19 protein-coding genes and 1 other RNA gene are annotated in these 25,469 nt (G+C 73.6%); 15 read left to right on the top strand and 5 right to left on the bottom strand.

Annotated elements, in window-relative coordinates; genetic code table 11:
* Positions 1 to 39: 39 nt before the first annotated feature.
* From LE181_RS20690 to LE181_RS20675, 4 genes are all read right to left on the bottom strand, one after another.
* Positions 40 to 942: a carbohydrate ABC transporter permease gene (locus LE181_RS20690; protein WP_225662807.1), complete on the bottom strand. Its 903-nt coding sequence runs from the start codon at positions 940 to 942 to the stop codon at positions 40 to 42.
* Positions 942 to 2,279 carry a carbohydrate ABC transporter permease gene (locus LE181_RS20685; protein WP_225662806.1) on the bottom strand — a complete coding sequence of 446 codons (1,338 nt, stop codon included), beginning with the start codon at positions 2,277 to 2,279 and terminating at the stop codon, positions 942 to 944. The genes LE181_RS20690 and LE181_RS20685 overlap by 1 nt, the downstream gene beginning before the upstream one ends.
* A gap of 18 nt (positions 2,280 to 2,297) precedes the next feature.
* Complete coding sequence (locus tag LE181_RS20680) at positions 2,298 to 3,704, bottom strand: ABC transporter substrate-binding protein (RefSeq protein WP_225662805.1); 1,407 nt, start codon at positions 3,702 to 3,704, stop codon at positions 2,298 to 2,300.
* A gap of 161 nt (positions 3,705 to 3,865) precedes the next feature.
* Positions 3,866 to 7,144: an FtsK/SpoIIIE domain-containing protein gene (locus LE181_RS20675; RefSeq protein WP_225662828.1), complete on the bottom strand. Its 3,279-nt coding sequence runs from the start codon at positions 7,142 to 7,144 to the stop codon at positions 3,866 to 3,868.
* Between the two features lie 483 nt (positions 7,145 to 7,627).
* Between LE181_RS20675 and LE181_RS20670 the strand changes: the two genes are divergently transcribed.
* The 4 genes from LE181_RS20670 to LE181_RS20655 all read left to right on the top strand — a co-directional run bounded on the left by LE181_RS20670 (position 7,628) and on the right by LE181_RS20655 (position 13,424).
* A complete protein-coding gene (locus LE181_RS20670) occupies positions 7,628 to 9,421 on the top strand; it encodes a serine/threonine-protein kinase (RefSeq protein ID WP_225662804.1) in 1,794 nt (597 codons plus the stop codon).
* 204 nt (positions 9,422 to 9,625) lie between these two features.
* Complete coding sequence (locus LE181_RS20665; protein WP_225662803.1) at positions 9,626 to 10,978, top strand: serine/threonine-protein kinase; 1,353 nt, start codon at positions 9,626 to 9,628, stop codon at positions 10,976 to 10,978.
* 79 nt (positions 10,979 to 11,057) lie between these two features.
* Positions 11,058 to 12,173: a peptide chain release factor 2 gene (gene prfB / locus LE181_RS20660; protein WP_225662802.1), complete on the top strand. Its 1,116-nt coding sequence runs from the start codon at positions 11,058 to 11,060 to the stop codon at positions 12,171 to 12,173.
* A 261-nt stretch (positions 12,174 to 12,434) separates the two neighbouring features.
* Positions 12,435 to 13,424, top strand: a complete 990-nt coding sequence (locus LE181_RS20655; protein ID WP_225662801.1) for a hypothetical protein — start codon at positions 12,435 to 12,437, stop codon at positions 13,422 to 13,424.
* Positions 13,425 to 13,563: 139 nt separating this feature from the next.
* Here the strand turns inward: LE181_RS20655 and LE181_RS20650 are convergent, their stop codons facing one another.
* Positions 13,564 to 13,758 carry a hypothetical protein gene (locus LE181_RS20650; RefSeq protein WP_225662800.1) on the bottom strand — a complete coding sequence of 65 codons (195 nt, stop codon included), beginning with the start codon at positions 13,756 to 13,758 and terminating at the stop codon, positions 13,564 to 13,566.
* 276 nt (positions 13,759 to 14,034) lie between these two features.
* Between LE181_RS20650 and ftsE the strand changes: the two genes are divergently transcribed.
* From ftsE to LE181_RS20595, 11 genes are all read left to right on the top strand, one after another.
* Positions 14,035 to 14,724: a cell division ATP-binding protein FtsE gene (gene ftsE, locus LE181_RS20645; protein WP_190112686.1), complete on the top strand. Its 690-nt coding sequence runs from the start codon at positions 14,035 to 14,037 to the stop codon at positions 14,722 to 14,724.
* A 27-nt stretch (positions 14,725 to 14,751) separates the two neighbouring features.
* Positions 14,752 to 15,663 carry a permease-like cell division protein FtsX gene (ftsX, locus tag LE181_RS20640; protein WP_190112687.1) on the top strand — a complete coding sequence of 304 codons (912 nt, stop codon included), beginning with the start codon at positions 14,752 to 14,754 and terminating at the stop codon, positions 15,661 to 15,663.
* Between the two features lie 79 nt (positions 15,664 to 15,742).
* The gene (locus LE181_RS20635; RefSeq protein ID WP_225662799.1) at positions 15,743 to 16,963 is read left to right on the top strand and encodes a S41 family peptidase; all 1,221 of its coding nucleotides are present in this window, start codon (positions 15,743 to 15,745) and stop codon (positions 16,961 to 16,963) included.
* An 18-nt stretch (positions 16,964 to 16,981) separates the two neighbouring features.
* Positions 16,982 to 17,485: an SsrA-binding protein SmpB gene (gene smpB, locus LE181_RS20630; RefSeq protein ID WP_225662798.1), complete on the top strand. Its 504-nt coding sequence runs from the start codon at positions 16,982 to 16,984 to the stop codon at positions 17,483 to 17,485.
* Between the two features lie 104 nt (positions 17,486 to 17,589).
* Positions 17,590 to 17,959: a transfer-messenger RNA gene (gene ssrA, locus LE181_RS20625) on the top strand.
* Positions 17,960 to 18,088: 129 nt separating this feature from the next.
* A complete protein-coding gene (locus tag LE181_RS20620) occupies positions 18,089 to 19,318 on the top strand; it encodes a hypothetical protein (protein WP_225662797.1) in 1,230 nt (409 codons plus the stop codon).
* 233 nt (positions 19,319 to 19,551) lie between these two features.
* Positions 19,552 to 20,514, top strand: coding sequence for a LysR family transcriptional regulator (locus tag LE181_RS20615; RefSeq protein ID WP_308103172.1), 963 nt, complete (start codon positions 19,552 to 19,554; stop codon positions 20,512 to 20,514).
* A gap of 124 nt (positions 20,515 to 20,638) precedes the next feature.
* Positions 20,639 to 21,223 (top strand): CGNR zinc finger domain-containing protein, encoded by a 585-nt coding sequence (locus LE181_RS20610; protein ID WP_225662796.1) that lies wholly within the window; start codon positions 20,639 to 20,641, stop codon positions 21,221 to 21,223.
* Positions 21,224 to 21,326: 103 nt separating this feature from the next.
* Positions 21,327 to 21,866, top strand: a complete 540-nt coding sequence (locus tag LE181_RS20605) for a sigma-70 family RNA polymerase sigma factor (protein WP_372458433.1) — start codon at positions 21,327 to 21,329, stop codon at positions 21,864 to 21,866.
* Positions 21,863 to 22,591 carry a zf-HC2 domain-containing protein gene (locus LE181_RS20600; RefSeq protein WP_225662794.1) on the top strand — a complete coding sequence of 243 codons (729 nt, stop codon included), beginning with the start codon at positions 21,863 to 21,865 and terminating at the stop codon, positions 22,589 to 22,591. Before LE181_RS20605 ends, LE181_RS20600 begins: the two co-directional genes overlap by 4 nt.
* Before the next feature lie 149 nt (positions 22,592 to 22,740).
* Complete coding sequence (locus tag LE181_RS20595; protein WP_372458432.1) at positions 22,741 to 25,077, top strand: HelD family protein; 2,337 nt, start codon at positions 22,741 to 22,743, stop codon at positions 25,075 to 25,077.
* The last annotated feature ends 392 nt before the right edge of the window (positions 25,078 to 25,469 follow it).

Here is a 25,469-nt window from a genome sequence, read left to right as displayed (position 1 = left end):
TCGGAACAGGACACACCCACAGGACACACCCATCGGACGTCACTTCACCGCTCCGGCCATCACCCCGCTCACGAACTGGCGCTGGAAGGCGAAGAAGACCGCCAGCGGAACGATCATCGAGAGGAAGGCGCCCGACGCGAGGATGTCCACGTTGTCCCCGAACTGACGGACCTGCTGCTGCAGGGCCACCGTGATCGGAGGGTTGCCGCTGTCGGCGAAGATCAGGGCGACGAGCATGTCGTTCCACACCCACAGGAACTGGAAGATGCCCAGGGAGGCGATGGCCGGTCCGCCCAGCGGCAGCACCACGCGGGTGAAGAGCCGCAGCTCGCCCGCCCCGTCCAGGCGTGCGGCCTCCAGGAGTTCGCGGGGGATCTCGGCGAAGAAGTTGCGCAGCAGGAAGACGGCGAAGGGCAGTCCGAAGGCGGTGTGGAAGAGGATGACGCCCACGGTGGATTCGAAGATGCCCAGGGCGTTGAAGAGCTTCGCCACGGGAATGAGGGCGACCTGCACGGGGACCACGAGCAGCCCGACCACGACCATGAACCACCAGTCCCGGCCGGGGAAGTCCAGCCAGGCGAAGGCGTATCCGGCGAGCGCGCCGATGAGGATGACCAGCGCCGTCGCCGGGATGGTGATCACGGCGGTGGTCAGGAGGGACTCCATGACCTTGTCGTTGCCGAAGAGCGTGCGGTAGCTCTCGGTCGTGAGCTGGGCGGGGTGGCTGAAGACCTGCCACCAGCCCGAGGAGGCGATGTCGGACTTGTCGCGCAGCGAGGACAGCAGCAGCCCCACCGTCGGCATCAGCCAGAACAGCCCGACCACGACGAGGAGCGCCTGTGTCGCACCTCCGCCGAGGCGGGCGGCGATGCGGGAGGGCAGTGACTGCTCGGCCCGTACGACCGTGTTCGCGGCTGCGGCCGTGTTCGTGGTGGTGGCCATCACCGGCCCTTCCTCTCCTGGCGGATCCGGCGGATGTTCACGATCACCACGGGTGTCACGAGCAGCAGCAGGAACACGGCGATGGCGCTGCCCACGCCCTGGTTGACGTCGGTGCCGAAGGACGACTGGTAGAGCTGGAGCGCGAGGACGTTGGCGTTGTCGAGGCTGGAGCCGGGGGCGATGATGTAGACGAGGTCGAAGATCTTCAGCACGTTGATCATGAGGGTGACGACCACGACCGCGAGGACCGGTGCCAGCAGCGGCACCGTCACCCGCCGGAAGACCTGCCATTCCGTGGCGCCGTCGACCCGTGCCGCCTCCAGCAGTTCGCGCGGCACTCCCGCCAGGCCGGCGGCGATGAGGACCATCGCGAAGCCCGCCCACATCCAGATGTAGGCGCCGATGATGGACGGGGTGACGAGGGTGGGGCCCAGCCAGTCGACGCCGTTGTAGGCGGAGGCGAAGTTGGCGGCGGGCAGGCGCAGCCGGGCGCCGTCCGCGGCCGCGGGCAGCGTGAAGGTCCCGTCGGCGTCCGTGGTGGCCGAGGCGACCGTCCGGCCGTCCTTCACCGCCTCCACCGCGATGCCCGCCAGGGCCTTCTCACCCGCGTCGATCTTGCCCGCGGTCCCGCCGCCGCCCTTGGTGAAGTCCATCCACACCGTGCCGGTGACCTTCCCGGCCACGTCGCGCGCCGGTATCGCCTCCTTCGCGCCGCCCACGTCCTCCGGTTTGACGGCCACCAGCGGCAGCGCGACCGCCGTGCCCGCCCGTACCGCCGCCTTGGTGGTGTACGCGCCGCCGCTCGCCGCCAGGTCGCCGGTCGGCCGGGGACGGGCGCCCGGGTAGGGGGCGGGGGCGGCGAAGGTGTCGTGGATGCCCACCCACACGGCGTTGGCGACGCCGCGGTCCGGGTTCTGCTCGTAGACGAGCCGGAAGATGATGCCCGCGGCGAGCATCGAGATCGCCATCGGCATGAAGACGACCAGCTTGAAGGCCGTTCCCCAGCGCACCCGCTCGGTCAGCACCGCGAAGATCAGGCCCAGGGCGGTGGCGACGGCCGGGGCGACGACCACCCAGATGACGTTGTTCTTCAGGGCCGTGCGGATGCGTTCGTCGGTGAAGACCTCCTGGTAGTTGTCGAAGCCGACGAAGCCGTCGCCCGACGCGTCGAAGAGGCTGCGGTAGACGGAGTAGCCGATGGGATAGACGACCAGGGCGCCGAGCAGGGCCAGTGCGGGCAGCAGGAAGCAGGCGGCCACCCAGGGACGGGTGCCCAGCACGCTCTTGCGCCTGCGGGCCGGCGCGGCGGACGGTGGGGGAGCGGTCGCGGTGGTCACGGTGCCGGTCCCGTCCCGTCAGCTCTTGAACGCCTTGGCCGCGTCGGACTCCAGCCGCTGCTGGGTGCCCTCCACGTCGCCCGGGTTGCGCAGGAAGTCCTGCAGCTGTTTCCACTCGCCCTGGCCGGGCTTGCCGCCGAACGAGGCGGGGGCCTGGTCGGACATGTCGAAGCGGAAGTCGTCCCCCGCCGCGACGAGCGCCTTGCCGATGGAGCGCAGGACCTCGTCCGGGTAGGCGGACGGATCGAGGTTCTTGTTGGCCGATACGAAGCCGCCCTCCGCGGCCCAGATCCGTGCCGCGTCGGAGGAGGCCAGGAACGTCAGCAGCGCCTGCGCCGCCTGCCCGTCCTTGAGTGCCACGCCCACGTCCCCGCCCGTCACCACGGGCGAGCGGCTGCCCACGGCCGGGAAGGGGAAGACCTTGGCGTCCTTGCCGATCGTCGCCTTGGCGCCGGTGATGTTGGCCGCCGCGAAGTCTCCCTCGAAGACCATGGCGGCCTTCGCCTTCTCCCCGCCGGTGAACGTCTGGGTGACGGAGGTGGGGAACTGGGTCTGCAGCGCTCCCTCGTTGCCGCCCGCCAGCAACTCCTTCTTGCCGAAGAGCTGGCCGAGCGTGATCAGCGCCTCCTTGACGGACGCGTCCGTCCACTTGATCTTGTGCTGGGCGAGCTGGTCGTACTTCTCCCGGCCCGCCTGGGAGAGGTAGACGTTCTCGAACCAGTCGGTGAGGGTCCAGCCGTCGGCGCCGCCCACCGAGACCGGTGAGACGCCGTAGTCGGCGATCGCCTGCGCCGTGTGCAGGAACTCCTGCCACGTCTTCGGCTCCTTGACGCCCGCCGCCTCGAAGACCTTGGTGTTGTACCAGACAAGGGACTTGTTGGTCGCTTTGAAGTACACACCGTACTGTTTGCCCTCGTGGGAGCCGAGATCCCGCCAGCCCTTGGCGAAATTCTTGTCAAGCTGTGCGGTGGCCTCGCGGCCGAGCGGCTTGAGCCAGCCCTTCTGGGCGAACTCGCGCAGCACGCCGGGCTGTTGCAGCATCGCCACGTCCGGCGGATCGCCGCCCGCGACCTTCGAGCCGACGAAGGCGGACATGTCGTCGCCGCTGGGCACGAAGGAGACCTCTGCGCCGGTGCGCTTGGCGAACTCGTCCAGCACCTTGGTGAAACTCTTCTGCTCGGCGCCCGTCCAGACGGCCGTCACCTTCAGCTTCTGCCCTGCCAGCTTGGGGAGTTCGACGGTGTGGGTGATGACGTCGGACTTGCCCGGGACGGGCTTCGAGGTGTTCTGTTTGCCGTCGTCGCTCTTGTCGTCGCCGTCGCCGCACCCCGCGGCGGTGAGGGCCAGTGCCCCCGCCGCGACCAGGGCAAGTGCGCTGCGTGCCGCTCGTGTTGTGCGTAGCGATGGACGTGTTGGCGTACGCATGGCCGTACCTCCTGTGCCCGGTCCCCGCAGGCGGCCCTGCCGCACGTCACCCCGGCATACCGGCCGCACTCCCGTGCGACAGTCCTACGCCCGGTCACGAGCCGCCGCAATACCGTCTCCGGTGTCAACTCGCCTATCGTGACCGGGCTGTGACGCGCTGCCTAGAGCAGAGGCGGCGCCGCCTGCGCCCCGGCGGACTGTGCTGCGCGCTGCAGCGCGCTGGCCAGGAGGGCCAGATCCGTGGGCCCGTTGCCCAGCTCGCGCAGCGGGCGGCGGGTGGGCGGATCGCCCATGCGCTGCCAGTCCAGCGGGACCACCGTCGGGCGCAGCGTCGCCGTGCGGGGGATCCGGCCGGTGACGCGGCCGGCCTGGAAGGGCGTCGCCCCCGCGTCGTCCGGGCGCTGCAGACGCCCGCGCCCGGGGACCGGCCCGTCGCTGCCGTCCGGACCAGCCCCCGCCGGGGCGTTGGGCGCCGGGGGCGCGATCTCCAGGGCCACGCGCAGCCCCGCGTGCTCGACCGCCGCCGTGTCGGCCGTGCGCTCCGGCCGCCCCGAGGCGGCGATCAGATGCACCCCGAGCCGTTCGCCGTCCCGGGCGACGGCCTCCAGTGCCCGGACGACCGAACCGGCGGCCGGGCGGCCCGTGCTGCCGAGCGCGGGCGCGACGAGCGCGTCGAAGTCGTCGACGAGGACCACGAGCCGGGGCAGGGCCGTGTCGGCCGTGCGTGTCGTGGCGTCGCTGCGCTGCGTGCGGAGCTTGAGGGTGCCGCTGGGCGCCGGTTCGAGGTCGCCGGAGAGCGGCTCGGACGGACGCCGGGGCGGGATGACGCCGGGGTTCGCCGCGGGGGCCTGGTGCCGGTCGTGCCAGGCGGTGAAGTCGAGCGTGCCCAGCAGCTCGGCGCGGCGCTTGAGCTCCGAGATGAGCGCCTGGGCGAACTCCCGCATGCGCACCGGGTCGGCGGCGGCCAGGTAGGTCGACACGTGCGGCAGGTCCGTGCAGACGCGCAGGCCCTCGCCGCGCTCGGCGGCGGCGCCGTCGACCAGGACGAGCGAGAGCCGGTCCGGCCGGTCGGCGGCCGCGAGCGACGCGGCGAGCGAGCGCAGCAGCTCCGTCTTGCCGCTGCCCGGGCTGCCCTCCACCAGCAGGTGCGGGCCGTCGGCCGCGAGGTCGACGGTGAGCGGCCCGTGCGGGCCCGCGCCCAGGACGGCGACGGCACGGCCGCCGGGCCGGGCGCCCCGGTCGGTGGCTGCCGCCCAACGGGCGGTCAGCGAGGCGGGCGTGGCGCGGGCGAGCCCCAGCTCGTCCAGCAGCCGCGAGGTGCGGGGCAGGGCGGCCGCGATGCGGGAGGCGTGCGCGGGGTCGCCGGCGTTCTCGGCCATGCGCAGCGGCGCCAGCGCCCTGGCGAACCGTTCGGCCCAGGCGCCGGACACGGCGTCCAGGGCGCCGATGACGGTGGTCCCGGCGCCGGGGCCCGCGGCGTGCGGACCGGTGCCCGGCGCCGCGACCGTGCGTGCTTCGGACCGGGCCGCCCGGTCGGCGGCGGCCGCCCAGCGCGGTACGGGCACGGAGGCGCGCTCGCGGGCCTCCGCGGCGGGCGGCGGGGCCGCGGGGGCGCGGTGGATGACCTGGACCACGGTGGCCACGTCGCCGCTCAGCAGGGCGACCGCACCGCAGTGCGGGAAGGCGGGCGAGGCCGCCTCGGCCGTCGCGAGCGTGGCGGCCACGGGCGAGGAGGGCGTCGTGGCCGGGGCCTCCGCGAGGCACAGGAGGTGGATGCCCGCGGCCGGACCGCCCACGGCCAGCCGCGCCACCGTCTCGCGCAGCGCCGCCGATCCGGGGTCCCCGTCGACGATCAGGACCGTGTACGGCCCCTGGTGGCCCGCGGCGGCCGTCGCGACGGCCTCGGGGGAGGCGCTCGCCCAGTGCGGGCCCAGCGGCCCGTCGTCCAGGCGCCGTACGAGCTCGGCCGTACGGGCCTCGGCCTGCTCCCGGTCGTGGGCGAGCAGCAGCCGGCAGTCCTGGCCGTGGGCGGGGCGCAGTTGCGGCAGCCAGCCCAGCCAGGACCACTCCGCCATCCGCTCCTCGACCGGGCGTGCGCGGTCGGCGCTGATCAGGACGTATTCGAGGATGGTGGGCGCGTGCAGCGCGGCCAGCTGGGCGAGGACGGAACGGGCCAGCCCCGACAGGCGGGCCCGGGGCCCGGCCAGGCCGAGAGCGCCCACGTCGCGCAGCCCGACCGTCACGGGGACGGACGGCAGGGGGCCGCCGCCGTCCGGGGCGTAGCGGTCGGCGGTGCCGAGGCGGACGGTCAGCAGGTCGGGGTGGCCGGGGCCGCGCTCCCACAGCCGCGGACCGGGCCCGAGCGCCGTCAGCAGCACCGCCGCCGGGTCCGGCCAGCGCTCCCGCAGGGCGCCGGCGGTGGTCAGGACGTCCCCGGCGCCGCTCACGGCGCCGGGCTGCAGCTCTTCGGCGTCGTCCGGGGTGCGCTGCGCGCCGCCGAGGCCGCCGGCCAGCCGGCGGGCCCAGGCCCCTATCCCGCGGTTGCGTCGCCGGCCCTCGGCGGCGTCCGCGGCGGGCACCTCCAGCGGAGGGCCGGCGGGGTGCTCGGCCAGGGTCGCGAAGCCGGCGCCGCGGGAGGTGACGCCCGATCCGGCACCGCCGCCGGAGGCGGCGCTGCCGGGAGCCACCGCCGTGCCGAAGCCGGCGAGGCCCGTGGCCGTCGACGTACCGGCGGACCGTGCCCCGGCCGGCGGTTCGTCCGCGGTGCCGGCCGGGCCCACCCGCAGGTGGCCCTCGCCGTCGGGGACGGCCGGCAGCACGCCCGGCCCGTCGCCGGCCGGTCCGTACAGGCTCAGCGCCGACTCGCCGACCCGCAGCAGCGCCCCCGGCGGGAGCGGGCGGGGCGTGCCGTCGACGGACTCGCCCTCCAGCGTCGTGCCGTTCGTGGAGCCCAGGTCGTGCAGGGTGACGCCGCCGTCGTCGGCGAGGGTCACCGCGCAGTGCAGGCGCGAGACGTCCGGGTCGTCCAGCGGGATGTCCGCCGAGCTGGAGCGGCCCACGCGGACCTCGCCGCCGTGCAGCAGGTGGACCCCGCCGGCGTCGGGGCCGGAGACGACGTGGAGGCGGGCGGTGGCGCCCGGGACGCCGGAGGGCAGCACGCCCGCGTGCCGCTCGGGCCCGACGGGGGCGCCCAGGGAGAGCACCGCGCCGTCGACGAGCGGCGGCTCGCCGAGGGCGCACCGCTGCGCGTCGAGCCGCTCGGTGCCGGCGTACACGACGACGGCACCGCTGCCGAGGTCGGAGCCGGCCGCGGCGACGGCGGCGGCGAGGCCGCTGGACACGGCGGCCAGGGCGGTCCCCGCAGGGGCGGTCACGAGCACATCGCAGGCGCACGTGGTGTGGCCGCTGAGCGGCCCGAGGACGGTCAGCCGGATCTGCATCGCCGTCAACGGTCCCTTCCTGCCCCGGGTGCGCGACAGGGGCCGGGCGGCCTTTCCCCCACCTCGCACGGGCGCATCGGCACGTACAGGTCACCACGTCGCGCGGGGTTTCCCGCTCCCTCCCCGGCACGTCCGTGCTGCGAGCATCCTCGCACCTGCCACCGGCGACGCGCCCGGCGAGAGCCGTTTCGTGATCTTGAACGACCATCCGAGTATGCGGAACCTTCGGCTCACCATCCGGCGATGGCGGGTTTCTTTTGAGAGTTGCCTGCTCCCGACTGATTTCTCGCGGTTTCTCGCCGTTGGTGACACACGCCGGGGAGCCCCCGGGCAACCATCCGCCCATGACCCGCGTCTTTCCCCCGAGCCCCACCGGATTCGTCCGTCCGACGGTCCGCGAGGCGGCACTACAGTGGGCAGAAGGCGAAAGCCGGATCAGCAAGGACCGGACACAGCTCGGATCACGACCAGGGAGCGCATGACGTGCGGCCGGTAGGCAGCAAGTACCTGCTAGAAGAGCCGCTCGGACGCGGAGCCACCGGCACCGTCTGGCGGGCCCGTCAGCGCGAGACGGCCGGCGCCGAGGCGGCGGTGGCCGGACAGCCGGGCGAGACGCTGGCGATCAAGGTCCTCAAAGAGGAGCTGGCCAACGACGCCGACGTCGTGATGCGCTTCCTGCGCGAGCGCTCCGTCCTGCTCCGGCTCACCCACCCCAACATCGTCCGCACCCGCGACCTCGTCGTCGAGGGCGATCTGCTCGCCCTGGTGATGGACCTGGTCGACGGCCCGGACCTGCACCGCTACCTCCGGGAGAACGGCCCCTTCACACCCGTGGCGGCCGCCCTGCTCACCGCGCAGATCGCCGATGCGCTCGCCGCCAGCCACGCCGACGGCATCGTCCACCGCGACCTGAAGCCCGCCAACGTCCTGCTGAAGAACGACGGCGGCCAGATGCACCCGATGCTGACCGACTTCGGCATCGCGCGCCTGGCCGACTCGCCCGGCCTCACCCGGACCCACGAGTTCGTCGGCACCCCGGCCTACGTCGCGCCCGAGTCCGCCGAGGGCCGCCCGCAGACCTCCGCCGTCGATGTCTACGGCGCCGGCATCCTGCTCTACGAGCTGGTCACCGGCCGCCCGCCGTTCGCCGGCGCGACCGCGCTGGAGGTGCTCCACCAGCACCTGAGCGCCGAGCCGCGCCGCCCCACCACCGTCCCCGAGCCGCTGTGGACGGTCATCGAGCGCTGCCTGAGCAAGCGGCCCGAGGAGCGCCCCAGCGCCGAGAACCTCGCCCGCGCCCTGCGCGTGGTCGCCGCCGGCGTCGGGGTGCACGCCTCCCCGGCCCAGGCCGAGGCCGCCCTGGGCGTCGCCGCACTGCTCGCGCCCGACCCCGAGCCCACGTCCGTCCCCGGCACGGGCCTGGGCACGGTCCCCGGGGCCGGCGACGCCGATGCCACCCAGATGCTGCCGCCCGCCGCCCCGGGCTCGTACGACCCGAACGCGGCGACGAGCGTGATGCGCAGCACCGGCCACGGCGCCGGTGCCTCCGCGGACCCCACCCAGGTGCTGCCCGCGGGTTCCGGCCCGCAGGGCGGCGGGGACCCCACGCGCGTCATGCCGCCGGTCCCGCCGGGCCCCCCGCAGCACCAGCAGCAGCCGCAGCAGGGCGACAGCCCGCACCCCTGGCAGACCCAGATGCGCGCGGCCCGCGACCGCAACGAGCAGACGCAGTACCTCGACCCGGGCGAGGACCCGCTGCGCCGCCGCCCCGTGCGCCGGGCCGCCCCCCAGCAGCAGCCCCCGCGGCCGCCGCAGGGCGGGGGGCAGTACCCCCAGCAGCAGTACGGGCAGCAGCAGTACGGCCAGCAGCCGTACGCGCCCCAGGCGCAGCAGCAGCCGCAGCCCCAGCAGTACGCGCCGCGCCCGCCGCAGCGGCAGCAGCCCCGCTACCAGACGCCGCAGGCACCTCAGCCGCCCCAGCGGCAGGCGCAGCCGCAGCACTACGCCCCGCCGCCCGCACCCGAGCCCCCGGCGCCGCCGCGCCGCGAGCCGCGTCCGCCGCGGCAGCGCAGCGCGAACCCCATGCGGATCCCGGGCCTGGGCTGCCTCAAGGGCTGCCTGTTCATGATCGTGGTCCTGGTCGTGGGCTCCTGGCTGATCTGGGAATTCACCCCGCTCAAGGACTGGGTCGCCGACGGCAAGAGCTTCTGGGACGCCACCTGGGACTGGGTCACCGACGCCAAGGACTGGGTCTCCGGCCTGGTCTCCTCCAAGTAGCCGGACGAGCGCCCGGACAAGCGGCCGGGCGCCGCGCGCAGAGCCCGTCGGGACCTCCGGGGTGGTCGATATGTCGACACCCGACGGGTGTTTTCTGCCTCAGAAGTAACGGTTGGCACCGAATCGGTGTCCCCAACCTTCCTCCGGCCGCGTAGCTTGGTCGCCAGCGAGCCTGTCGGATGACGGAGGAGTCGGGGAACAGTCTTGGCACGGAAGATCGGCAGCCGGTACACCGCCCACCAGGTCCTGGGCCGCGGCAGCGCCGGGACGGTGTGGCTCGGCGACGGCCCCGAGGGCCCGGTCGCCATCAAGCTCCTGCGCGAGGACCTCGCCTCCGATCAGGAGCTCGTCGGCCGCTTCGTGCAGGAGCGCGCCGCCCTCCTCGGTCTCGACCACCCCCATGTGGTCGGCGTCCGCGACCTCGTCGTCGACGGCGCCGACCTCGCCCTGGTCATGGACCTCATCCGCGGTACGGACCTGCGGACCCGCCTCGACCGCGAGCGCCGCCTCGCCCCCGAGGCGGCCGTCGCGATAGTCGCCGACGTCGCGGACGGCCTCGCCGCCGCGCACGCCGCCGGCATCATCCACCGGGACGTCAAGCCCGAGAACGTCCTCCTCGACATGCAGGGCCCCCTCGGGCCCGGCGGGGCGCACCCCGCGCTGCTCACGGACTTCGGCATCGCCCGGCTCGTCGACTTCCCGCGCCCGGCCCGCGAGCGCACCGGCGACGGCCCCGGTGGCCGCCCCGCCGGCCAGCGCAGCGTCATCGGCACCCCCGACTACCTCGCCCCCGAGATCATCGAGGGCCTCCCGCCGCGCGCCTCCGTCGACGTCTACGCCCTGGCCACCGTCCTGTACGAGCTGCTGGCCGGCTTCACGCCCTTCGGCGGCGGTCACCCGGGCGCGGTGCTGCGCCGGCACGTCACCGAGACGGTGGCCCCGCTGCCCGGCATTCCCGACGAGCTGTGGCAGCTCGTCGTCCAGTGCCTGGCGAAGGCGCCCGCCTCCCGGCTGCGCGCCTCCGAGCTCGCGGCGCGGCTGCGCGAGCTGCAGCCCGGCCTGGCCGGGATCCCGCCGCTCGACATCGACGAGCCCGAGGAGCCGGGCGACGGTGCGGAGCGCGAGAGCGCCTACGAGGGCGGGACGACCCCGCCTCCCGCTCCCGAGCCGCGCCGCCGCGGCGTGGTGCCGCTCGTCCCCGGTGCCGTGTCCGACTCCAGCCGCGACACGCACACGAGCATGCGGGTGCCGGGTCCGGAGGAGCTGGCGGGCGGTGCGCACGGCACGGCCCGCGCCCCGCGGACGGCAGGGCAGCGCCGCGCCGGTTCGGCGCGGCACCGCTCAGCGGCGGAGGTGCGCCGGCGCCGCATCCGGCTCGGCGCGGCGGCGGTGGCGCTGGCGGCGGCCGCGGGCGTGGGCGGCTGGTTCGCCGTGGGAGGCGGCACGGACACGGGCGACGCGAAGCCGGGCGGGAAGCAGCCGGGCGTCCACCGCACCGAGCCGTCCCGGACGCCCGGACACGGCCCGGCCCAGGGCTCGGTGGAGCCCCTGCGATAGGGGCGGCCGGGCGGTGCGCGGTGGCCTCGATCACATCCCTTCGGGCCGGGTTGCCCCGCGCAGCCGTTAGGCTGGGTGCGTGGCAGTCGTTGATGTATCCGAAGAGCTGAAGTCCCTCTCCTCGACCATGGGGTCGATCGAGGCCGTTCTGGACCTCGACAGGATGAGGGCCGACATCGCCGTGCTTGAGGAGCAGGCGGCCGCCCCGTCCCTGTGGGACGACCCGGACGCGGCCCAGAAGATCACCAGCCAGCTGTCGCACCTCCAGGCGGAGCTGCGCAAGGCCGAGGCGCTGCGCGGGCGCATCGACGACCTCGGGGTGCTCTTCGAGCTCGCCGAGGCCGAGGACGACGCGGACACCCAGGCCGAGGCCGAGGCCGAGCTGGCATCCGTCCGCAAGGCGCTGGACGAGATGGAGGTCCGCACCCTCCTGTCCGGCGAGTACGACGCCCGTGAGGCCCTCGTCAACATCCGCGCCGAGGCCGGCGGCGTCGACGCCTCCGACTTCGCCGAGCGCCTCCAGCGCATGTACCTGCGCTGGGCCGAGCGCCACGGCTACAAGACCGAGATCTACGAGACCTCGTACGCCGAAGAGGCCGGCATCAAGTCGACCACCTTCGTCGTCAACGCTCCGTACGCCTACGGCACGCTCTCCGTCGAGCAGGGCACGCACCGCCTGGTGCGCATCTCGCCCTTCGACAACCAGGGCCGTCGCCAGACGTCCTTCGCGGGCGTCGAGGTCCTGCCCGTCGTCGAGCAGTCCGACCACGTCGAGATCGACGAGTCCGAGCTGCGCGTCGACGTGTACCGCGCGTCCGGCCCCGGCGGCCAGGGCGTCAACACGACCGACTCCGCGGTCCGCATCACGCACATCCCCACCGGCATCGTCGTCTCCTGCCAGAACGAGCGCTCACAGATCCAGAACAAGGCGAGCGCCATGAACGTCCTCCAGGCCAAGCTCCTTGAGCGCCGCCGCCAGGAGGAGCAGGCGAAGATGGACGCGCTCAAGGGCGACGGCGGCAACTCCTGGGGCAACCAGATGCGTTCGTACGTCCTGCACCCCTACCAGATGGTCAAGGACCTCCGCACCGAGCACGAGGTGGGCAACCCGCAGTCCGTGCTCGACGGCGAGATCGACGGCTTCCTGGAGGCCGGCATCCGCTGGCGCAAGCAGCAGGAGCAGCAGGAGAAGTAGCCCTTCCTCCTCGAATCCTCGAAACAAGCCCGAACAACCCCCCGTATAGCCGGACATCACGCCCGTAACTTCCTTGACGCTGCCCGGAAAACTGGGAAGGCTGGCGTGCGGCATGCGTATCACTGGGGCACGTGTGGCGGGGGGCGAGCGTCCCGGCCTGTACGAGGTGTACGGCCGGTTCGGTCACGCCGCCCCCGAAGCGCCACCGCCCCGTGCATAGCTGCTCCATTGACGAGATCAGCTACTGGGGGTAGCAGGCATATGACGAACAAGACGCGGCTGCGCGTGGCGCGCATAGCGGCCGGCGCGATGATCGCCGCGGGTGCTTCGCTGACGGCCGCCGGCGCGGCCTCGGCCGCCGGTGTCGACGTCGGCATCGGGGACAAGGTCAGCGTGGACGTCCACACCGCGGACGGCACCGACCCCACGACCGGCCCGACCTCGATCCCGCAGCCCACGACGCCCGGTGGCACCACCGGCGGCGGCACGACGGGCGGCACCACCACGGGTGGCGGCACGACCGGTGGCGGCGCCACGGGTGGCAGCACGACCGGTGGTGAGACGACCGGCGGCGGCACCACGGGTGGCACCACCACGGGCGGTGGGACGACCGGTGGCGGCACGACCGGCGGCAGCACCACGGGCGGCGAGACGACCGGCGGCGGCACCACGGGTGGCAGCACGACCGGTGGTGGCACGACCGGCGGTGAGACCACGGGCGGTGGCGCCACGGGTGGTGGCACGACCGGCGGCGGCACCACGGGTGGTGGCACGACCGGTGGCGAGACCACCGGCGGCGGCACCACGGGCGGCAGCACGACGGGCGGCGGCTCCACCGGTGGCAGCACCACGGGTGGCGGCACGACCGGCGGTGGCACCACGGGCGGTGGCAGCACCACCGGCGGCGGCTCCACCGGCGGTGACCACGGCACCTCCGGCGGCGGTACGACCGGCGGTGGCACTCACGACGGCTCCGCCACCGGCGGCACGGGCGGCAGCGGCAGCACCGGCGACGACGCCCGCACCTGCCCGGTCGACACCGACGGCAACTGCAACACCAGCCCCGACAACGGTGGCTCGCAGCCCGTCCAGCAGGGCAAGGCCAAGGAGGAGCTGGCCCAGACCGGCGAGCTCGCGCAGACCGGCGCCGGTCAGACCGCCTTCCTCGTGGCCGGTGCCGCGACGATGATCGCCGGCGGCGTCGGCTTCCGCATGCTGCCGCGCCTGATCAACCGCAGCACCGCCGCCTGACGGCACCAGGCACAGCACGACCGAGGCCCGGGGCGCTCCTGCACCCCGGGCCTCGTCCGTCCGTACCGTCGCGTGTCCGTACCGTCACCGTCGTCTGCCCGGCCGCACGCGGTGCCGCACGCGGTCGCAGCTGCTGCCGCTATCCCGCGAAGCCGCGGACCAGCACCATCACCGCGACGAGCGCCACGAGCAGCACGATCAGCGCCGCAGGCGTCAGCCCGGCGAAGATGCCTTCCTGATGCTGCAGCCGCTCGCGGCTGGCCCGGCAGACCGGGCACCTGCCCTCGCTGACGGGGGCCGCGCAGTGGGCGCACACCAGTCGGTCGCATGTCATGCGATGTCCTCCTCCGGTACGTCCAACGCGCGGGGGCAGCATGCGGTTCCCCTTACCACTGTGCCAGCTTTCCCGCCGTTCGGCGCGCGGGGTCCCGCACACCGTGCCACAGGAGTCGATTCTCCAGGATTTGTCCCCGAACCCGGTGGTCGGGTGGGCGTCAACACGGGATGCCGACTGCGCGTACACGGACGGTTCGGTATGGTCACGCACACCGACGGGCGCTGCGAAACGCGGCGTTCCGTGCCGCTCTCCAGGCCGACACGTGGTGCACTCGTGATCCGATTCGACAACGTCTCCAAGTCCTACCCCAAGCAGAACCGTCCCGCCCTCCGGGACGTCTCGCTTGAGATCGAGAAAGGCGAGTTCGTCTTCCTCGTCGGTTCGTCGGGTTCCGGGAAGTCGACATTCCTGAGGCTGCTGCTGCGCGAGGAGCGGGCCAGTCACGGTCAGGTCCATGTGCTCGGCAAGGACCTCGCCCGGATCTCCAACTGGAAAGTGCCGCAGATGCGCCGCCAGTTGGGCACGGTCTTCCAGGACTTCCGGCTGCTGCCGAACAAGACCGTCGCCCAGAACGTGGCCTTCGCCCTGGAGGTCATCGGCAAGCCGCGCGGGGAGATCCGCAAGGCCGTCCCCCAGGTCCTGGAGCTGGTCGGTCTCGGCGGCAAGGAGGAGCGCATGCCCGGTGAGCTCTCCGGCGGTGAGCAGCAGCGCGTCGCGATCGCCCGTGCGTTCGTCAACCGTCCCCTGCTGCTGATCGCCGACGAGCCGACCGGCAACCTGGACCCGCAGACCTCGGTCGGCATCATGAAGCTGCTCGACCGGATCAACCGGACCGGCACCACGGTCATCATGGCCACCCACGACCAGCAGATCGTCGACCAGATGCGCAAGCGCGTCATCGAACTCGAACAGGGCCGTCTCGTGCGCGACCAGTCGCGCGGCGTCTACGGCTACCAGCACTGAACCGCCTGAAGGCACTGAAAGGACGCCATGCGCGCCCAGTTCGTCCTGTCGGAGATCGGCGTCGGTCTCCGCCGCAATCTCACGATGACCTTCGCGGTGATCGTCTCCGTCGCCCTGTCGCTCGCCCTCTTCGGCGGCTCCCTGCTCATGCGCGAGCAGGTCAGCACGATGAAGGGCTACTGGTACGACAAGGTCAACGTCTCCATCTTCCTCTGCAACAAGATCGACGCCGAGTCGGACCCCGCCTGCGCCAAGGGCGTGGCCACCGACGAGCAGAAGAAGCAGATCAAGGCCGACCTGCAGAAGATGCCGGTCGTCCAGAGCGTCCAGTTCGAGACGGCCGACGAGGCGTACAAGCACTACAAGGAGCAGTTCGGCAAGTCGCCGATCGCCGGTTCCCTCACCCCGGACCAGATGCAGGAGTCCTTCCGGGTCAAGCTGAAGGACCCCTCCAAGTACGCCGTCATCTCCAGCGCCTTCTCCCAGCGCCCCGGCGTGCAGGTGGTGCAGGACCAGAAGACCCTGCTGGAGAATCTCTTCAACCTCCTCAACGGGATGAACTACGCGGCGCTCGGCGTGATGGCCCTGATGCTGGTGGTGGCCCTGATGCTGATCGTCAACACGGTCCGCGTCTCCGCCTTCAGCCGCCGCCGCGAGACCGGCATCATGCGCCTGGTCGGCGCGTCCAGCTTCTACATCCAGATCCCCTTCATCATGGAGGCCGCCTTCGCCGGCCTGCTCGGCGCGGGCTTCGCCTGCGTCCTGCTCGTCGGCGGGCAGTACTTCCTGGTCAACAACTGGCTGGCCCACCACATCGACGTCATCCAGTTCATCGGCTGGGACGCGGTGCTGGCCAAGCTGCCGCTCGTGCTCGCCATCGGCCTGCTGATGCCCGCACTCGCCGCCTTCGCGGCCCTGCGGAAGTACCTCAAGGTCTGACGGACACCGGGAGAAGCGCCCAGGGCGCCGTGCGGTCAACTCACCGTGCGGCGCCCTTCGGTGTCCTAGACTCACGCGCATGCCCGGCCCGACGATGTTCGTTCCGCCGCGCCGCGCCCGCCGCGGGGCCGTTCTGACATTGGTCTTCGCGGGTGTGCTGGCGACCGGCGCCGTCACGGGCTCCTGGGGCGAGGAGGGGCAGGACGGCCGGAATCCGGCCGTGGACCGCACCCCGCCGCGCACCGCCGCCCGGGCCGTCGACCGCAACGCCCTGGAGGCCGCCGCCGCGGAGGCGGCCGAGGACGGCAAGTCCGGCTCCGAGGCGGCCGCCGAGCTCATCGACCGCAGCGGCGACGCCTGGAGCGTCGTGTACAGCCCCCGCGAGTACGAGGGCTTCGCCCTCGCCCTCGACGGCGCCTACGTGGGCGTCGGCCTGACCACCCGCCGCACCGGCGGCGGCCGCATGGAGGTCGACGCCGTGCGCCCCGGCGGCCCCGCGGAGCGGGCCGGGGTCCGGCCCGGCGACCGGATCCGCACCATCGACGCGGTCGACGTCACCGGGCGCCCGGTCACCGACGTCGTCTCCCTGCTGCGCGGCGACGGCCGCACCCTCTCCGCCTGGCCGGCCGCCGCGCCCGGCACGCCCGTACGCCTCGGCCTCCAGCGCGGCGGGCGGCGCTGGGAGCGGACGCTGCTGCGGGCGCGGCTGGCCACCGAGAACGTCGAGGCCGTCCGGCTGGCCGCAGGCGGGCCCGGCACGGCACCGGCCACCCTGATCAAGGTCGGCTCGTTCACCAAGGGCACCGGTGACCGCGTCCGGGAGGCCGTACGGGCGGCCGCGCCCGGCGAGGGCGTGCTGCTGGACCTGCGCGGCAACTCCGGCGGCCTGCTCACGGAGGCCGTCACCGCCGCCTCCGCCTTCCTCGACGGCGGCCTCGTCGCCACGTACGACGTCCACGGCCGGCCGCGCGTCCTGGAGGCCGCACGGGGCGGGGACACCCGGCGGCCGCTGGTCGTCCTCGTCGACGGTGGCACCATGAGCGCCGCGGAACTGCTGACGGGCGCCCTGCAGGACCGCGGCCGGGCGGTCGTCGTCGGCTCCCGCACCTTCGGCAAGGGGTCCGTGCAGATGCCCAGCCGGCTCGCGGAGGGCTCGGTCGCCGAGCTCACCGTCGGCCACTACCGCACCCCCTCGGGCCGCTCGGTCGACGGCGCCGGCATCATGCCCGACCTGGTGGTGCGCGACGACGCCGAGCAGCGGGCCCGCACAGTATTGGGTGGCCTCGGGGGTGGGTCCTAGTGCGAGAATGGCCGCGCTATGGCTAAGAAAGAGAAGACGGGTCGCAAACTGGTCGCGCAGAACAAGAAGGCGCGACACGATTACCACATTCTGGACACCTATGAGTGCGGCATGGTGCTGACCGGCACCGAGGTGAAGTCGCTGCGCCAGGGTCGTTCCTCGCTGGTGGACGGCTTCGTCCAGATCGACGGCGGCGAGGCATGGCTGCACAACGCCCACATCCCCGAGTACGCCCAGGGCACGTGGACGAACCACAGCGCGCGCCGCAAGCGCAAGCTGCTGATGCACCGGGCGGAGATCGACAAGCTCGACTCGAAGTCGCAGGAGACGGGGCACACCATCGTGCCGCTCGCCATCTACTTCAAGGACGGCCGGGCCAAGGTCGAGATCGCCCTGGCCAAGGGCAAGAAGGAGTACGACAAGCGGCAGACGCTGCGCGAGAAGCAGGACACGCGCGAGTCGAACCGGGCGATCGCGGCCGCCCGCAGGCGCCAGCAGGCCCAGCGCGCCCAGCGGGGCTAGTCCCCCTCACGGGAATTCGCTGGCACCGTCGTGCGTTGGTCACGTACGATGGGCGCACAGCACACCGGGTGGTGCCGCGTGTGCGTAGATTGAAAAATCAACATGGGGATGATCGGTTTCGACAGCGGATGTCGAAGCAGGGGAAGCGTGTCGAGGAAGCGGCAATGATCTCGTAAACCATATGTCGCAACCAATAATCGCCAACACCAAGCGCGATTCCTTCGCCCTCGCTGCCTAAGTAGCGACTTGCGAAGTGTCAGCCCGGGGCTGTTCCCGACCCGGATCCTGGCATCAGCTAGGGAACTAAACCACTAGACCCGGTCACGGGGTCCAGTGGGAAATCAAACAGTGGCTGAGCCCGTCGGAGACTTGTTCGCGTGATCTCCGGGGCCGAGAAAATCGCAGCGAACTGCACACGGAGAAGCCCTGGTTCTGCACCGTTGGACGCGGGTTCGATTCCCGCCATCTCCACTCATCCCATGTGAGGCGAAGGCCCCACCGCTCCCGGGCGGTGGGGCCTTAGTCGTACTCGTTCCCGTTCCTTCGGCGGGCAACCGACAGGCCGGGGGCGGCCTCTTACAGAGCGACCTAGGGGGTGGCCGGGTGCACTGGACGCGGACGGCGGTCGTCGTCGTGGCGGGGACGGGTGCGGTGTGGGCGGGCGGAGTCCCGTCCGCCGTCGCGGACGGCCCCGGCGACGGTTCCCACGAGGTGCACCTGCTGGTCAACGGGGCCTTCGGCAACCGCCCCGGCGAGCTGATCGACATCGAGGTGCAGGGCGTGCGCGACCGCGGCGCCGTCACCGTCACCTCGCCCGTCTTCCGCCACCGGGTGCGCCTCGCCCCGCACGGGCCGGACGGGCGGGCCCACCACGCGCGCCCGGCCGTCGCCATGACCGTCAAGCCCGGCACGTACCCGCTGACCGTCCACGCCGGCGGACGGGTCGTCGCCGAGGACCGGGTGGAGGTGCGGGCCCCGCGGCCAGCCGAGTTCCGGGCCGGTGCCCCCGACGACGTGCTGCGGCCGGGGGAGCGGCTCGGGCTCTCCTTCGACGACCTGCGGCCCGGGGCGACCGGTGACGTCTTCACCGCCGTCTCCCCGGCCTTCCGCTCGAAGGTCCGCCTCACCCACGACCCGGCGGGCTCGCACTGGAACAACCCCCGGATGTTCACCGCGCTCGTCGCCCTGCCGCCGGACGTCAAGGACGGCACCTACAAGGTCACCCTCACCGGCGCCGACGGCCGGCGGGTGCAGGAACTGCCGCTGGTGGTCCGCGCCGCCCGGCCCGGTGACGGCGACTACGTCGGCAGGGTGCGCGGCCCGGCCTTCTTCGCCGCGCAGGGCCGCCCCGAGGCGGCCCGCGCGCACGGCCACAAGGTCGCGGCCGGGGGGAAGGTCAACGTCCTGTGGCGGGACTCCTCGCCCGACCCGGGGGAGGAGGAGCGGCTCACCGCGACCTCCCCGGCCTTCGAGCGGCCCGTGCCGCTCCGGCGCGACGCCGGCAAGGCGGGCGACGGCGACGTCCCGCGCTACTACGGGCCCGCCCGGGTCCGGTCCGGGCTCGCGGCCGGGCGCTATCCCGTCACGGTCATCAGCCACCACGGGCGGGTGAAACGGACGGGCCACCTCGTCGTCACCGGCGCCGCCACCGCGTCCTCCGCGTCGACCTCCGCGTCGTCCAGATCCTCCCGTTCCTCTCCGGCGTCCTCGGCTTCCGGCGGTCCGGACCGCACGATGCTGATCGCGGCCGGCGGCGCGGGCCTCGCAGCGGCCACGGCCGCCGCCGTGACGACGGCGACGGTGATGCGCCGCCGGGCCCGCCGCGACGGCTGAGCAGGGGGCGGCGGGCAGCGTCACCGCGCCGCGTCGGCGGAGGCGGCCGTTCGCTTGGTGAGCCGGCCGAAGCAGCCGATGACCTCCTCGTCTTCCTGGAGGAGGAGACGGAGGGAACGCCGGGGGCCGCCGGCGCCTGAGCCGCGCCCCGGAGCGGGCTGTGGGGCGGGGTGCGTCCAGGACGGCACGTCCGCGCCCCGCCTGACCGGCCCCCGTGCTGTTGACTGCCGTCCATGCCCCACGACATGGACCCGCGCCTGCTGCGCGCCTTCGCCGCCGTCGCCGAGGAACTGCACTTCACCCGGGCGGCGACGCGGCTCTACGTCGCGCAGCAGGCCCTCAGCCGTGACATACGCCGGCTCGAACAGCACCTGGGCGCCGACCTGTTCGTCCGGACGACCCGCAAGGTGAGCCTCACGGCGGAGGGCGCCCGGCTGCTGCCGTACGTGCGGCGGGTGCTCGCCGCCCACGACGAGCTGGCGGCGGCCTGCGCGGGCGGCGACCGGCCGTTGCTCGTGGATGCCGGCGGCGGGCCCGTGACCACCGGCCGCCGCGTCCTCGCGGCGGCCCGCCGCGCGGCACCCGACGTGGAGTTCGTCTCCCGCGGCCACAGCGGCCTCACGGGGGCGGCCGCCGCACTCGCCGACGGGCGCCTCGACGTCTCCTTCGGCCGCCTCGACGGCGTGCCGGCCGGGCTGCGGGCCGGCCTGTGCCACCAGCCCGTACGGCTGGAGCGGATGGCCGTCCTCCTGCGGGAGGACCACCCGCTGGCCGCCCGCGCGGACGTGCCGCTGGCCGCGCTACGCGGCGAGACGCTGTACGCGGCCGCCGGGAACCCGGCCACCGCCGAGTGGACCGACCTGGCCGAGCGGCTCTTCGAGGGGCGGGGCATCGCCGTCGCCGAGCCGTTCCCGGAGATCGAGGGCGAGGAGGAGTTCGTCCGGGTCGTGCGCAAACGGGGCTGGTCGGTCCTGGCGAGCGAGGAGTTCGTCTCCGTGCCCGGCATGGTGCTGCGCCCGCTGACCGGCCCGGTGCCGCTGTCGCCGGTGGCGATGGTGTGGCGCCGCGGCCTGCACCACCCCGGCCTGGACGCGCTGCGGACCGCGGCGCGGTCGCTGGCGGCCGCCCACGGCTGGCTGGAGCGGCCGGCGGGGGCGTGGCTGCCGCCGGGCGACGCGGCACTGATGGGGTGCTGAAGGGCGGCCGCCCGGGGCCCGGCGCTGGTTCCTTGGGGGCACCTTGGCCGTGTGGGACTTCCGGGCTTCCGGCCGGGCGGGCACCCTGGGCCGGAGGAGCCACCGACAGGAAGGGTGAACGCCCATGGCAGCGGCCTCCCACGATCTGCGGTTCGACTCCGGGCGGCTCTGCCTCGATCTGGTCGCCACCGTCGAACCGGCCGAACGCCTCGACGGCCCCCGGCGGTTACGGGCCTGGCTGACGGGGGCCGGGCTCGTGCCCCCGGGCACGCCGCTCGACGCCGTCGACGCCGGCTGGCTCGGGCGCTTCCAGGCCGCCCGCGGCCTGCTGCACCGCGTCGTCCACGCCGAGTTCGCCGGCCGCGCCGCCGACCCCGACCTGGAGCGGCTCAACGCCCTCGCCGCCACCGCCCCGCCCGCCCCGCGGGCCGTCCGGGGCACCGACGGCCGGCTGGTGCTCGGCCTCGCCGGCCCGCCCGACTGCGGCGAGCTGCTCGGGCAGATCGCCCGCGACGCGGTGGACCTGCTCACCGACCCGGCCGCCCGTGGCCGGCTGCGCCAGTGCGAGGGCGAGAGCTGCTCGCTCGTCTACCTCGACACCTCGCGGGGCCGCCGCCGGCGTTGGTGCTCCAGCGAGGTCTGTGGCAACCGCGAGCGCGTGGCCCGCCACCGCCGGCGCGCCGTGGCCGGGCAGGCGCTCAAGAGCTGATCCGCCCGGCGGTGAACGCCGCGCCCGCCGCGTCCGTACCCCCGCCCGTAGCCCCGGAGCACCGGGACCGGATCGATCCGCGCTATCGACCCAGGGGGAAGGCGTGCGCAAGGATGCCGTCGTGGCGGACAGGACGAGCGGGGACGAGGACCTGATGCGGTCGCTCTACGCGGAGCACGCCGGTCCGCTGCTCGCCTTCGTCCTCCGCCTGGTCGCGGGCGACCGCCAGCGTGCGGAAGACGTCGTCCAGGAGACGCTGCTGCGCGCCTGGCGCAACGCCGACCGGCTGCGCGGCGCCGCCGGTTCCGTACGGCCCTGGCTGGTGACCGTCGCCCGGCGCATCGTCATCGACAACCACCGCAGCCGGCAGGCCCGGCCCCCCGAGGTCGACCCGGGGCCGCTGGAGACGCTGCCCGCCGCGGACGAGATCGACCGGGCGCTGCGCCTGATGACCATCTCCGACGCGCTGGGCGACCTCTCCGACGCCCACCGGGAGGCGCTGATCGAGACCTACTTCAAAGGACGTACGGTGAACGAGGCGGCCGCGGCGCTCGGCGTGCCGGCCGGGACCGTCCGGTCCCGCGTCTTCTACGCGCTGCGCTCCCTGAAGCTCTCGCTCGAAGAACGAGGAGTGACGGCATGAACCGGCCGGCACCGGACCAGGAGCACACCGCCGTCGGCGCGTACGCGCTCGGTGCCCTCGGCGACGCCGACGCCGCCCGCTTCGAGGAGCACCTCGCCGGCTGCGCCCGCTGCGCGGCCGAACTCGACGACCTCATGGGACTGACCCCGCTCCTCGGCGAGCTCAAGGAGTCGGCGCCGGACCCGGCCTTCCTCACGCCGCGGCCCGAGCTGCTGGACCGGCTGCTCGACGACGTCACCGTCACGCGCCGGGCCCAGCGCAGCCGCAGGCTCTGGCTGGTGGCCGCCGCCGTCGCGCTGATCGTCGCCGGGCCGCTGGCCGGCGCCGCCCTCATCGCACAGGACCCGCCCGCCCACAGCAGCGTGAGCGCCGCCAAGGAGATGTACGAGGACGGGGAGAAGAAGGGAGCGGTCGACCCGGTCACCCAGGTCGACGCGACGGTGTCCCTGCAGAGCAAGCCCTGGGGCACGCACGTCGCCCTGCGACTGGGCCACGTCAAAGGCCCGCTGACCTGCGATCTCGTCGCCGTCGGCAGGAACGGCCAGGAGCAGACGGTCACCACGTGGGCGGTCCCGCCGGCCGGCTACGGCCTGGCGGACGCCGCCACCGCCTGGGCCAGGGAGCCGCTGTACACGCACGGCGGCGCGGCCTTCGACCGGGCCGACATCGCCCGGTTCGAGGTCCGCACGCTCGACGGCAAAAGGCTCGCGACGGTCCCCCTGTGACGCCCCGCGGGTGATCCGCCGGACGCCCCGCAGGTGATCCGTCAACAGGTGACACTCGTGGCAAACCCCTCATGTCCTGACAGGTGCGCTCAGTACCCCTGTTCGCGTACGGTTGACGGCTGCCCTACGCACAGCAGAAGGGGGCCTTGGTGGCCGCGCAGAACGCCACAGACGCGCAGGTGGCGACAGGACCGGCGACGGAGTCCGACGGGGTCCGCGACCGCGAGATCGGTGCCGAACAGCACCATCTGGACCGGGTGTACCGGCGTCTTGAGGAGAAGATCCACGAGGCCGAGTTCCTCATGGACGACGCCGCCAAGCGCGGCCAGGTCGGTACGCCGGGCGCACTGGCCGAGCGGGACGCCCAGGTGTTCCGCGCCGGGGTGCACCTCAACCGGCTGAACAACGAGTTCGAGGACTTCCTCTTCGGCCGCATCGACCTGCTCCTGGGCAAGGACGGCAAGAAGGGGCCCGACGGCGCCTACACCTCCGTCGAGCCCGCCGACGACGCGGTGCGCGACGACCGCGCCGAGATCGCCGAGACGCTGCACATCGGCCGCATCGGCGTGCTCGACGCCGATTACTCCCCGCTCGTCATCGACTGGCGGGCACCGGCCGCCGCGCCGTTCTACCGCGCGACCCCGGTCGCGCCCGGCCGTGTCGTCCGCCGCCGCGTCATCCGCTCCAAGGGCCGCCGCGTCCTCGGCGTCGAGGACGACCTGCTGCGCCCGGAGCTGGTCACCACGCTGGACGGGGCCGCGCTCCCCGTCGTCGGCGACGGCGCGCTGATGGCCGCCCTCGGCCAGGCCCGCAGCCACACGATGCGCGACATCGTCTCCTCCATCCAGGCCGAGCAGGATCTGGTCATCCGGGCCCCCGCCGCCTCCGTCACCGAGGTCGAGGGCGGCCCGGGCACCGGCAAGACGGCCGTGGCCCTGCACCGGGCCGCCTACCTCCTCTACCAGGACCGCCGGCGCTACGCGGGCGGCATCCTCGTCGTCTCGCCGACGCCGCTGCTCGTCGCCTACACCGAGGGCGTGCTGCCCTCGCTCGGCGAGGAGGGCCAGGTCGCCATCCGCGCGGTCGGCAACCTCGTGGACGGCGCCGAGGCCGACACCTACGACGAGCCGGCCATCGCCCGCATCAAGGGCTCCTCCCGCATGCTCAAGGTGCTCCGCAAGGCGGTGCGCGGAGCACTGGAGGTGCCGGTGGCCGGCGTCGAGGTGCCCGAGCGGCTGCGCGTGGTCGCCTTCGGCGCCCGCGTCGAGCTGGAGACCGAGGACCTGCGCCGCATCCGCAACGCCGCCCTCGGCGGCACCGCGCCCGTCAACCTGCTCCGGCCCCGCGCCCGCCGCCTGATCCTGGACGCCCTGTGGTCCAGGGCCGGCGGCCCCAAGCGCTACACCGACCCCGAGCTCGCGGCCGAGGCCCGCTCGGCGTTCGACGAGGACATCACCACCGAGGACTCCTTCCTCTCCTTCCTCGACGCCTGGTGGCCCGAGCTCACCCCGCGCCGGGTGCTGGCCTGCCTGGCCGACGAGAAGCGGCTGGGCCGCTGGTCGCGCCGCGTCCTCAACCCCCGCGAAGTGCGCCAGCTGGCCCGCTCGCTGCGCCGCCTGGACGCCGCCGGCCGGGGCCCGCTGTCGGTGCACGACGTGGCGCTGCTGGACGAGCTGGAGACGCTGCTGGGCGTCCCGTTCAAGCCCAAGCAGCCGCGTGAGGCCGATCCCCTCGACCAGCTCACCGGGCTGGAGGAGCTCATGCCCCAGCGCTCGGAGTCGCGCCGCGAGCGCGCCGAGCGGCTGGCCCTGGAACGCCGCGACTACGCGCACGTCATCGTCGACGAGGCGCAGGACCTGACGCCCATGCAGTGGCGGATGGTCGGCCGCCGCGGCCGCCACGCCACCTGGACGATCGTCGGCGACCCGGCCCAGTCCTCCTGGTCGGACCCCGACGAGGCCGGCGCCGCCCGGGACGAGGCGCTGGGCACCCGCCCGCGCCGCCGCTTCCAGCTGACCGTGAACTACCGCAACCCCGCGGAGATCGCCGAGCTGGCGGCGAAGGTGCTGGCCCTCGCGATGCCGGGCATGGAGTCGCCGCGCGCGGTGCGCTCCACCGGCGTCGTGCCCCGCTTCACCGTGGCGGGCGACGACCTGGGCGCGGCCGTGCGGGAGGAGGCGCTGCACCTGCTGGCCGACGTGGACGGCACGGTCGGCGTGGTCGTCCCCATGGGCCGCCGCGCGGAGGCCCGCCAGTGGCTGGCGGGGCTGAGCGAGCGCGTGGTGGTGCTGGGCAGCCTGGAGGCGAAGGGGCTGGAGTACGACGCGACGGTCGTGGTCTCGCCCGCCGAGATCGCCGACGAGTCCCCGGCCGGCCTGCGCGTGCTCTACGTGGCCCTCACCCGCGCGACGCAGCGTCTGACGGTGCTCTCGGGCGGGAAGGACGACCCGGACGAGAACGGGGTGCCGGACCTGCTGCGGGACTGACGGCTGCGCCGTTCAGACGTTCCCCAAGCGGAACGCGCCCTACCGGAATGACTTCCGGGACCGGTTTGTTAGCCTGGGTACGGCACCGGCTCGATCCAAGCCCCCGGGCCCAACCTTAGTCGCTTCGAGCGACCACTTGCCGCGAGGCGAGCATGGCGGGTCGGTGCCACCTAGATGTCCTGACGGGCGTCCTTCCTGACGGAAGGGCGCCCGTCGGCATTTGGTCCTCCCGCGTTCCGGAAGATTTCTTCCGGAATGAGGGCTTGGTTACCTCCTACTCGCCGGTAGGTGGGACCATCGGATGTCTCGCGTCTCCGTGACGCGCGCCACGAGCGAAACAAGCGAAAGCAGAGGAAAGCGGCCATGGCAACGGCGCCTAGCGTCTCGTACTC

This window comes from Streptomyces sichuanensis (assembly GCF_020328095.1).
Lineage (GTDB): Bacteria > Actinomycetota > Actinomycetes > Streptomycetales > Streptomycetaceae > Streptomyces > Streptomyces cinnamoneus.
The sequence above is the reverse complement of the archived record's forward strand: the minus strand, read 5'-3'. Positions and strand labels throughout refer to the sequence as shown.